The organism is Clostridium sp. 2218st1_F5_2218SCRN_220325, from assembly GCF_039062665.1.
GTDB lineage: Bacteria > Bacillota > Clostridia > Peptostreptococcales > Peptostreptococcaceae > Intestinibacter.
On sequence record NZ_JBCLNH010000033.1, the window covers coordinates 1 to 10,574 of the forward strand.

At 29.1% G+C, this 10,574-nt stretch carries 11 protein-coding genes, 1 tRNA gene, 1 rRNA gene and 1 other RNA gene; 10 read left to right on the forward strand and 4 right to left on the reverse strand.

Features of this window, described 5'->3' with window-relative positions; all coding sequences use genetic code 11:
• Positions 1 to 98, forward strand: a 5S ribosomal RNA gene (gene rrf, locus ABCM86_RS13690); the annotation flags it as partial.
• A 318-nt stretch (positions 99 to 416) separates the two neighbouring features.
• On the opposite strand, the gene nadC is transcribed toward rrf, so the two are convergent.
• The 3 genes from nadC to nadA are packed head-to-tail and all read right to left on the reverse strand — an operon-like array spanning position 417 to position 3,455.
• A complete protein-coding gene (gene nadC / locus ABCM86_RS13695; RefSeq protein WP_343004176.1) occupies positions 417 to 1,256 on the reverse strand; it encodes a carboxylating nicotinate-nucleotide diphosphorylase in 840 nt (279 codons plus the stop codon).
• A complete protein-coding gene (locus ABCM86_RS13700; RefSeq protein ID WP_195931182.1) occupies positions 1,252 to 2,544 on the reverse strand; it encodes an L-aspartate oxidase in 1,293 nt (430 codons plus the stop codon). The genes nadC and ABCM86_RS13700 overlap by 5 nt, the downstream gene beginning before the upstream one ends.
• A 2-nt stretch (positions 2,545 to 2,546) precedes the next feature.
• Positions 2,547 to 3,455, reverse strand: coding sequence for a quinolinate synthase NadA (gene nadA, locus ABCM86_RS13705; RefSeq protein ID WP_295677700.1), 909 nt, complete (start codon positions 3,453 to 3,455; stop codon positions 2,547 to 2,549).
• A 233-nt stretch (positions 3,456 to 3,688) separates the two neighbouring features.
• On the opposite strand from nadA, the gene ABCM86_RS13710 reads away from it, so the two are divergent.
• The 8 genes from ABCM86_RS13710 (at position 3,689) to ABCM86_RS13745 (ending at position 8,334) form a co-directional block, all read left to right on the forward strand.
• Complete coding sequence (locus ABCM86_RS13710) at positions 3,689 to 4,201, forward strand: transcription repressor NadR (RefSeq protein ID WP_195931186.1); 513 nt, start codon at positions 3,689 to 3,691, stop codon at positions 4,199 to 4,201.
• Positions 4,202 to 4,362: 161 nt separating this feature from the next.
• On the forward strand, positions 4,363 to 4,815 hold the full coding sequence (locus ABCM86_RS13715; protein WP_195931188.1) for a nucleoside deaminase: 453 nt from the start codon (positions 4,363 to 4,365) through the stop codon (positions 4,813 to 4,815).
• A 2-nt stretch (positions 4,816 to 4,817) separates the two neighbouring features.
• A tRNA-Ser gene (locus tag ABCM86_RS13720) sits at positions 4,818 to 4,909 on the forward strand.
• Positions 4,910 to 4,939: 30 nt separating this feature from the next.
• An RNA gene (ffs, locus tag ABCM86_RS13725) (signal recognition particle sRNA large type) lies at positions 4,940 to 5,203 on the forward strand.
• Between the two features lie 254 nt (positions 5,204 to 5,457).
• Positions 5,458 to 7,104 carry a DNA polymerase III subunit gamma/tau gene (gene dnaX / locus ABCM86_RS13730; RefSeq protein ID WP_195931189.1) on the forward strand — a complete coding sequence of 549 codons (1,647 nt, stop codon included), beginning with the start codon at positions 5,458 to 5,460 and terminating at the stop codon, positions 7,102 to 7,104.
• Positions 7,105 to 7,164: 60 nt separating this feature from the next.
• Positions 7,165 to 7,509, forward strand: a complete 345-nt coding sequence (locus tag ABCM86_RS13735; RefSeq protein ID WP_007285682.1) for a YbaB/EbfC family nucleoid-associated protein — start codon at positions 7,165 to 7,167, stop codon at positions 7,507 to 7,509.
• Positions 7,510 to 7,521: 12 nt separating this feature from the next.
• Positions 7,522 to 8,121, forward strand: a complete 600-nt coding sequence (gene recR, locus ABCM86_RS13740) for a recombination mediator RecR (protein WP_195931190.1) — start codon at positions 7,522 to 7,524, stop codon at positions 8,119 to 8,121.
• Positions 8,122 to 8,130: 9 nt separating this feature from the next.
• Complete coding sequence (locus tag ABCM86_RS13745; RefSeq protein ID WP_195931191.1) at positions 8,131 to 8,334, forward strand: hypothetical protein; 204 nt, start codon at positions 8,131 to 8,133, stop codon at positions 8,332 to 8,334.
• A 77-nt stretch (positions 8,335 to 8,411) separates the two neighbouring features.
• Here the strand turns inward: ABCM86_RS13745 and ABCM86_RS13750 are convergent, their stop codons facing one another.
• Positions 8,412 to 9,578 carry a glycosyltransferase gene (locus ABCM86_RS13750; RefSeq protein ID WP_295779135.1) on the reverse strand — a complete coding sequence of 389 codons (1,167 nt, stop codon included), beginning with the start codon at positions 9,576 to 9,578 and terminating at the stop codon, positions 8,412 to 8,414.
• Between the two features lie 152 nt (positions 9,579 to 9,730).
• On the opposite strand from ABCM86_RS13750, the gene ABCM86_RS13755 reads away from it, so the two are divergent.
• Positions 9,731 to 9,961, forward strand: a complete 231-nt coding sequence (locus tag ABCM86_RS13755) for a glutaredoxin family protein (RefSeq protein ID WP_195931194.1) — start codon at positions 9,731 to 9,733, stop codon at positions 9,959 to 9,961.
• Positions 9,962 to 10,574 lie beyond the last annotated feature (613 nt).

Here is a 10,574-nt window from a genome sequence, read left to right on the forward strand (position 1 = left end):
AGGATACACCTGTTCCCATTCCGAACACAGAAGTTAAGCTCTTGAGCGCTGATGGTACTTGGTGGGCAACCGCCTGGGAGAGTAAGACGTAGCCACGTAGTCTTTTTTTATTTAATGAATTACATAGTCATTACAACTAGATAAGTTCATTATTCATTTTAAATAAGCATAGCACCTTTCATTAGGATACAAAAACCATTCTCTCTTAGTAGCAGGGAATGGTTTTTTATTTATATTCTATTTAATAATAAAAAGAAGATGATAATACTAGTAAAATACGAACAAATTTAAGTAAACTATAAAAATAACCACGCCTTAAAATTCAACATCTTGAAAATACTAAGGAGTGGTTATCTTTATGCCATGCTTATCATGTAGAAAGTTAACACAGCTTTAAATTAATATAATACTTTCTACTAATTTAATGGTTTAAGGTTTTTCATACTTAAATCTAGTATTTTAGCTGAGTGAGTTAATGCTCCTACAGATATAAATCCAACGCCTATTTCAGCGATAGATTTTATTGTTTCTAATGAAACATTCCCTGAAAATTCTATTTGTGCTTTGTTTCCTATTAGTGAAACTGCTTCTTTAGCAGTATCTAAATCCATATTATCAAGCATAATTATATCAGCTTTTACATCTAATGCCTCTTTAACCATATCTAATGTTTCTGTTTCGACTTCTATTTTTCTTACAAAAGAGGAATTTTTTCTAGCTAAATTAACTGCATTAGTTATTCCTCCAGCAGCGTCTATATGGTTGTCTTTTAACATAACTCCATCAGATAAATTGAATCGATGATTGTGTCCACCACCAACTTTTACTGCATATTTTTCTAATAATTTTAAGTTAGGTGTTGTTTTTCTAGTATCTAATAGTTTTGCATCAGTATGTTCTATTTCTTTTACAAATTTATTAGTTAATGTTGCGATACCACTCATTCTTTGAAGAAGATTAAGGGCAACTCTTTCACCTTTAAGTATATTTCTAGTATTTCCTTTAAGTTCGGCTATTTTTTCTTTTGGATAAACTCTATCCCCATCTTTTTTCCACAAATCCACAGATACATCACCTAAGATGTGAAAAACTCTAGCAAAAACATCTAATCCAGCTATAATACCTTCTTCTTTACAAAGAAGATCAACCGAAGATATGCTATTTTCTGATACTATAGAATTTGTTGTTATATCTTCGTTTGGAATATCTTCAATAAGTGCATCTTTTATTATTTTGTCTACAATTAAAAAGTTAATCATCTATTCTACCACCTTGTCCTTTAATTGCTGCTACAACTAATTTTTTATTTTCTTCTGCTATTTCATCCACTGTTTTTTCTAATTTATCAACAGATTTTGTGATTAATTCTATCTCATCTATTGAATTATTTATAATATTGGCAGCTCTTTGTGAGAATACTAATCCTTCTAATAATGAGTTACTTGCCAATCTGTTAGCACCATGAATTCCAGTACAACTAGTTTCACCTACAGCGAACAGGCGATCTAATGATGTTTTACTATTAGTGTCTACTTTTATTCCTCCCATAAAATAATGTTGAGCTGGAGAAACTTTTATTGGTTGTTTTGTTATATCAGTTCCTTTTTCAAGACAACTTTTATAAATTAATGAAAATCTATTTTTTATATAGTCTGAATCTAAAAAACTAATATCTAATAAAACATATGGTGTATTTGTCTTTTCCATTTGTTCAAAAACGGCTGCTGAAACAACATCACGTGGTAATAATTCATTTACAAATCTTTCTCCATTTACATTTGTAAGAATACCGCCTTCACCTCTAACTGATTCTGAAATTAAAAATCTTCTTTCATCTTCAGTTTCATCATAAAATGCAGTAGGATGTATTTGTATATAATTAATATCTTTAAGTTCAATATTATGTTTTAATGCTGTGGCAAGTCCGTCTCCTTTTAGAATTCTTTGACTAGTAGAATTTTTATAAAGCCCTCCAATTCCACCACAAGCTAAAATTACATATTTAGCAAATACGTTTATTTGTTTATTGTCTTTTAAAAGTATAGCTCCAATGCATTTATCATCTTCTTCTATAATATCTACAAAAAAAGTATCTTCTGAAACAGTTATATTTGGTTTAGAAAGTATATTTTCTATAAGTGTTTTCTCAACATCTTCTCCTGTGTGGTCATTAGTATGTACTATTCTATTTACACAGTGAGCACCTTCTTTTGTGTAATCCCAGTCTCCGTTTTCATCTAGGTCTAGTTTCATACCTAATGAAACTAATTCCTCTACATTTTTTATAGATTCAGAAGTTAATACTTTTACAGCTTCTAAATCATTTTTATATTGTCCTGCTTTTAATGTATCTTCTATAAAATCAGGAATATCTTCTTTATTTCTAGCAACAGAAATTCCACCTTGTGCTAGATATGTATTTGTACAGTCTATTTTCCCTTTTGAAACTACTAAAATATCTAAATCACTACTTAAATTAAGAGCACTGTATAAACCAGAAACTCCAGACCCAATTATTAAGACATCTACGTTTTTATTTTTCATAATTAATTCCCTAATTTATGCATATTTTCTAGAGAAGTTAATGCTTTTTGGCGTATTTCTTCGTCTAAAACAACTTCTTCTCTTTTTCCATCTAGTGCATCATAGATATCTTGTAAAGTAGTTTTTTTCATATTTGGGCATACCATCATTTCAGGGAAATAGAATTTTTTATTTGGATTTTTCTTTTGAAGTTGATGTAGTACACCTTCTTCAGTAGCTATTATAAACTCGTTATCTTCGCATTTAGTGGCATAATCGATTATACCGCTTGTACTTCCAAGATAATCGCTTAACTCTCTTACTTCTTTAGAACATTCAGGATGGGCTAAAACCTTTACATTTGGATGTTCTTGTTTTGCATTTAGAACATCTTCAGCTGTGATTCTGTGGTGTGTAGGGCAGAAACCTCTCCATAAAATAAATTCTTTTTCTGGGAAGAATTCAGCAATATATCCACCTAAGTTTTGATCAGGTAAAAATAATATTTGTTTATTTGGTATATTGTTCATTATATTTAAAGCGCTAGATGATGTAACAGATGCATCGCAAAGAGCTTTAACTTCGTAAGATGAATTTATGTAACAAACTTTAAATGCATCAGGATATTCTTTTATCATTTCTTCAACATCTTCAACTTCAGCCATATCAGCCATTGGGCAACCTGCATTTGGAGCTGGTAAAATGACTGTTTTATCTGGTGATAATACTTTTGCACTTTCAGCCATAAATTTAACTCCACAGAAAATAATTAAATCTTCTTTTGCATCACGAGCAACTTGACTTAAGTAATAAGAATCTCCTACATAGTCTGCAATTTCTTGTACTTCAGGAATTTGATATAAATGTGCTAATATTATAGCGTTTTTTTCTTTTTTTAATTTTAATATCTTTTCAGATAGTTCATTCATCATAATAGACCCCTTTATCATATAAAGTATTTACAGGTGTAATTACACTTGTGATAACAATTATAGCACCACATAATTTAGTATTCAACAAAAAATAATAGTTAAATTTTTAATTTTATTTAGGCAGATTGTATACATTCACTTAAAAAGTTAGCAATTGATTTTTTTAAAAAAAGTATATAGAATAAATTAAAGATGATGAAAAACAAAATAATAAAACAAGAAGAAGGTGCGAAATGAGCTCAAACGAAAGAAGAGAAAAGTTATTACAAATTCTAAAAAAGTCTGATAAACCTGTAAAAGGAAGTGAATTATCAGCAGAACTTCAAGTTAGTAGACAAGTTGTAGTAAAGGATATAGCACTTTTAAGAGCATCTGGATTAGAAATTATAGCGACATCTAATGGATATATTGTTTTGGATTCTGTAAAAAATGAATTTAAGATAAAGTGTAAAAATCATAATTCTGATGATGAACTTTATGATGAATTACAAACTATAATTGATTTAGGTGGAAAGGTAAAAGATGTTATAGTGGAACATCCTACATATGGAGTTTTAAAAGCAGACCTAAATGTAGCTACAAATAGAGATTTAAGAAATTTCATGCAGAAAGCAGCGACAAACGAGTTTAAACAGTTGTCAGTTTTATCTCCAGATTATCATATTCATACAATTGAAGTGGACAATGATGAAATATTTGAAGAAATACAAAAAGAATTAAAGTTGAAAAATATTTTATTTGAGTAAATAAACAAAGCGAGGGACTTATATTTAATAAGTCCTTTTATAGTTTAAATTGAAATATTTGTTTAAAAAGGTCAATTAAAATAAAATTTTGCAGGAAAAAATAAGTTGAATTATAAAAAAAGTTGTGTTAATATTAATATGTTATATGTTTAGGAGGAAATATGGAAAAAACATTTTTTATGAATGAGGCAATATCTGAAGCCAAGAAAGCATATGATAAGGGTGAAACACCTATAGGCGCTGTAATTGTTAAAGATAATAAAATTATCGGTAGAGGACATAACTTAACTGAAACTCTACAAGACTCTACAGCACATGCTGAAATGCTAGCAATAAAAGATGCAGCAAATACATTAGGTGGTTGGCGACTTATGAATTGTGATTTATATGTTACTATGGAACCTTGCATTATGTGTAGTGGAGCTATTGTAAATTCAAGAATAAAAAATATAATAATAGGAACTAAACATATTAAAAACGCGAATATAGAAAAACAACACACATTTAAGATGGAGTACTTTAAAGATAGTCGTGTAAATGTTGAGTTTGGAATTATGGAAGACGAGTGTTCGATCATTTTGCAAAGATTTTTTAAAGACTTAAGGAAAAAATAACTGGAGAGATGGTCGAGAGGACGAAGACGCTGGCCTGGAAAGCTAGTATGCATGTAAAAATGTATCGTGGGTTCGAATCCCACTCTCTCCGCCAAGAGGAACATTAATTTCGGTTACAACTTTGCTGTACTAGATGGGGAAGTAGCGGTGCCCTGTAACCTGCAATCCGCTATAGCAGGATTGAATTCCATCTAGAGGCTACTACTTTGTGGAGCTGCCCGGAGCAAGTGGTGTTGACGTTTAGGTCCCATGCAATGTAAGCCCATGAACCCTGTCAGATCCGGAAGGAAGCAGCAGTAAGTGGTTACTGCATGTGACGTGGGAGTGCCTAAGCCGAGCTAACTACTTCGGTAACGTCTGGGAAGTATAGTCAATAGATGGTGTACAGCATTTTAATATATAAAACAAATCCCTTTTTGAGGGATTTTTATTTTGTAAATCTTTTCAGAATAAAGGATATAACCCCCTTTATTATACTTGGAAAGATTTTTTTATTATCTATAAAAATAAAAATTATATAATTTGATTTATGGCAATTGGGAAAGGTGTTTAAATTAGAGTATTTTTATGCATTTAATGATATAATAATTAAAGAAATTGTCTAAAATAAAAACAGTATTTGGAACAAAGGGGATGATAGATATGCATAAGGCGTTGTACAGAGTATATAGACCAAAGAACTTCAGCGATGTAGTAGGTCAAGAACATATAGTTAGAACTTTAAAAAATCAGATAGAAAGTAATAATGTAGGTCATGCATATTTATTCTGTGGGACAAGAGGTACAGGTAAGACATCTACAGCTAAAATATTTTCTAGAGCAGTAAACTGTACTAATTTACACAATGATGAACCTTGTAATGAATGTGAAAGTTGTAGAGATATTTTAGAAGATAAAACAATGGATGTAGTTGAAATAGATGCTGCTTCAAACAATAGTGTAGACGATATAAGAGAATTAAGAGAAAATGTAAAATATTCTCCAGCTAAATCTAAATATAAAGTATATATCATAGATGAGGTTCATATGCTATCACAAGGAGCATTTAACGCACTTCTAAAAACATTAGAAGAGCCACCATCATACGTAATATTCATACTTGCGACTACAGAACCACATAAAATACCTGCAACAATATTATCTAGATGTCAAAGATTTGACTTTAAAAGAGTTACAGTAAAAGATATTTCATTAAGAATGAAATATATATGTGAAAAAGAAGGTATAGATGCTGATGAGAAAGCATTAAATTTAATTGCAAGGAATTCACAAGGTGCACTGAGAGATGCACTTAGTATATTAGACCAATGTATATCTTTTGAAGGACATACTATACGTTATAATGATGTAATTGAACTTTTAGGAAGTGTAAATATAGAGCAGTTATTTGACTTAGCTGAATCTATAATAAAAGAAAATACTAAAAAATCACTTCAAATATTAAATGATTTTATTATTTGGGGGAAAGATGTAAGAAATTTAGTAAACGATTTAATAGATCATTTTAGAAACTTAATGGTATGTAAAATATCAAATGATTTAGATGAAATAATATCACTTCCAGAAGAAACTATAGATTTACTAAAACAACAAGCTGAAACTATAGACACTAACAACTTAATAAGAGTTTTAAATATATTATCAGAAGCTCAAGATGGAATGAAAGTATCATCAAATCCAAGGGTTCTAATGGAAGTAACTATGATGAAGATAGCACAACCTATGTTTGATGATAGTAAAGAAGCCTTATTAAAGAGAATAGAAAACTTAGAGCAAAAAATAGAATCTGGAAATATAAAAGTTAATCACATATCCACAAATCAAACAGTGGATAACTCTAATAAAAATGAAAAAGTTGGGAACAATACGCTTGAAACATCACACGAAGAAGATGTAGAATATGAAAACTTAAAGAGTGATGATGTTAAGTTAATACAAAAATCATGGAAAAACATCTTACAAAAAATGAAGGAGGACAGACAGCAGATAACTAGGGCCTTACTTCAAGATGTAGATAGTTTTAATATAGCAGATGATATTTTATACATTATATTTACTGACAATTACTCATTTGCTAAAAATAAATTAGATTCACCACAAACTATACAATACGTAGAAAAAGTTATAAGAGAAGTATTAAACAGGAACTTTAACGTAAAAATTGTATTTAAATCTCAATTATTAAATTTAAATACTGAAATAAAAAAAGAGGATAAAGGTGAACAAATATTAAAAGATATAGTAAGTGAAGATATATTAGAAGTAAAAGATAGTATTGAAAAAAGCTAAAATAAATGATAAAAATTATATTATAAAATAATGATAAATTTCTTAAGGAGGAATAAATAAATGGCTAAAAAAGGATTTGGCGGAGGAATGATGCCAGGTAATATGAATCAAATTTTAAAACAAGCTCAAAAAATGCAAGATAATATGCAAAAAATGCAACAAGAATTAGAAGCTAAAGAGTTTGAAGTATCTGTAGGTGGAGGAGCTGTTACTGTTAAAGTTAATGGTAAAAAAGAAGTTTTAGATGTAACTATGAAACCAGAAGTAGTAGATCCAGACGATATAGAAATGTTACAAGACTTAGTTATAAGTGCAGTAAATGAAGCATTAAGAAAGGTAGACGACGCTCAATCATCTCAAATGAGTAAAATGACTGGGGGAATGAACATACCAGGTTTATTTTAGTAGGTGATAATAATGCAATATTATACAGAGCCTATAAGTAGGCTTATCGAAGAATTTTCAAAACTTCCGGGAATAGGAAAGAAAACGGCTCAAAGATTGGCCTTTCATGTAATTAACATGAATAACAATGATGTAGAATCACTATCAAAAGCAATTTTAGATGCAAAAAGAGAAATCAAGTACTGCTCTATATGTTGTAACATAACTGATAAGGATCCATGCAGCATGTGCTCTAACCCAAATAGGGATTCAAGCGTAATATGTGTTGTAGAGGACCCTAGAGATGTAGCAGCTATGGAGAAGATAAGAGAGTTCAAAGGACAATACCATGTCCTAAATGGAGTAATTTCCCCAATGGATGGTATAGGACCAGATATGATAAATATAAAAGAACTTATACAAAGATTAGGAAACCAAGATGTAAAAGAAATAATCATGGCAACAAACCCAACTATAGAAGGAGAAGCTACAGCTATGTATATAGCTAGACTTATCAAACCAATGGGTATAAAAGTTACTAGAATAGCTCATGGTCTACCTATAGGTGGGGATTTAGAATATGCAGATGAAGTTACTATATCTAAAGCCTTAGAAGGAAGAAGAGAAATATAGAGGTGTAAAATGAAAACAACTGTAGATTTTGAGGAACATGCTGTCGATAAAGAAAAAAGACAGAAAAAAATTGAATCTAAAAAAAGAGATAAAGTAAAAAGTGCTGGTAAGAAAAAAATACACTCTGTAAAAGATAACAGAAACAGTGCATTTAGAAACAACTATAAACACTACCAGTATGATTACGAAGAAGATTTTTATGAACCTTATTAAATCAAAATATGATTGTCTATGCATTATAAAATTAGCCAACTCTTATGAGTTGGCTTTATTATTTATATGTAACTAAATTAATAACCAAGTATATTTGATACTAAATTGGCAATATCTTCAGCAGTATTTTGTTTTTTGATAGATTTAATATTATTTTTTAATAATTTCATTCTCGTAGGATTATCAATAAGAACTTTTAATAATACAGAAATAGTAAATTTCTTAGAGGTTCTTAATGCAGCTCCACAATTTGAAAGGAAATCCATGTTTTCTTCTTCTTGACCAGGAATATAATAAGGAATTATCATAGGTAATTCTTTTAATAGACATTCAGTTGTAGTTAGTCCACCTGGTTTTGAAACTATAATGTCTACAGCTGATAATATATCATTCATATCTTGAGTAAATCCAAGTATAGAAATATTTTTATCAATAGTATGTTTTTCTAATGATTTTTCTAGTTTTTCTTTTAAAGTTTCATTTCTACCAGTTATAACAATTATTTGGAAGTCCCTATCTATTTCTAATAATTCTTTTAAAGTGTCTTTTATATTTCCTGCACCAAAGCTACCACCCATTAGTAACACAGTAAACTTATCTGGAGCTAGGCCAAGTTCTTCAAGAACAACACTCTTTTCTCTATGCTCTAAGAATGACTTCTCAACAGGGATACCATATGGTTTTATTTTATCACCATCTACACCTTCAGAAATTAATACTTCTTTTACATATTCATCCCCAGCAATATAATAATCAATTTCATCCTGAATATATGTTGAATGTGCCGTATAATCAGTTAAAACCGATATAAGTGGTGGAACAAAGAAGCTATTAAAAGCATTTCGATAAGGATATTTCTTTTTAAGTGTACTCAAAGCAATCATAGGGAATGGATGAGTTCCAATAATTAAATCAGGTTTACGTTCTTTTAATAATTTTTTTAACTTTGAAGCTAATAATGTATTAAATAAGTTACCTTTATACTCATGTTTAGAGACAATATTTGCATCTGACATTTTATATACACCGCCCCATGCTTTAGGTGTATATTTAGCTGATTTTTCATAACCACTAGAAATAATCTTGTCCATTGTCGTATTTATTAACTTTAAACTATCTATAATTTCACAAGTAATATGTTCACCATCGATGCATTTTTTTTCGATTTCATCCTTCATGGCTTTGGCTGCCCTATTATGACCACCACCAGTAGAGGCTGACATAATTAGTACCTTCTTTGACATTACAAATAACCTCCTAAATATTTTGATCGTATTGCTTTATTTTTATAAATTATGTACTATTAATTATAATTTTATAATTAGCAATACATATTAATTTTATAATATGTAAAACTGAAAATAAAGTAAAATCGAGAAAGAAGGAGTTGAATAGAGTGAAGAATATAGAAATGTATACTAGTGATACATGTCCAAATTGCACAAAACTAAAAGAATATTTAAAACAAAATAATATAGAATATGTAGAATATAATATATCTAAGAGTTCAGAACATAAAAGAAACCTAATAAAAGAGGGGTTTCTATCAGTACCAGTAATGAAAATAGATTCTGATTATGTTTTAGGATTTGATGTACCGAGAATAAATCAATTACTAAATTTATAAAATAATTAAAATTTGCTTAGACAAAATTAATAATTATAGATAATAAAAAGAAAAATATTTATGGGTAATTAAAAAAATTATAGTATTGCCCATAAATATTACAATAAATTTTAATAAATTATGAGTGTAATTATAGTAATAATATAATAAATTTTAATAAATTTATTTATAAAGTATTAAAATAATATTATTGTGCAATACTATAATTACATCATTAACAATAAAAAATAGATTTTTCATAAAAAAAGTTGATATGCTATACATAAGTTATACCAACGTATACAAGGTTATATTAGAAAAACTTTATAAAAAATATAAAAAAAACATAAAAAAAGTGTTGACGAAAGTTTTTATGGATGATATAGTATTACTTGTCCTTGAGACAGGGACAAAAACTTCTGAAAGCGAGTAAGTCTGAAAGAGTGACGAAAGCTGAAAAAAGTTTTTTAAAAAAAGAGTTGACAAACAAAACTAAGTTTGTTAAACTAAAGAAGCTGAAACGAGCGAAACAACTTAAAAAGTTAAGCGAGTTAAGCAAATGAACTTTGAAAATTAAACAGTAGGTTAATTAATAAACTTTAATTCACACGAATTAAAACCAACAACAAACCAA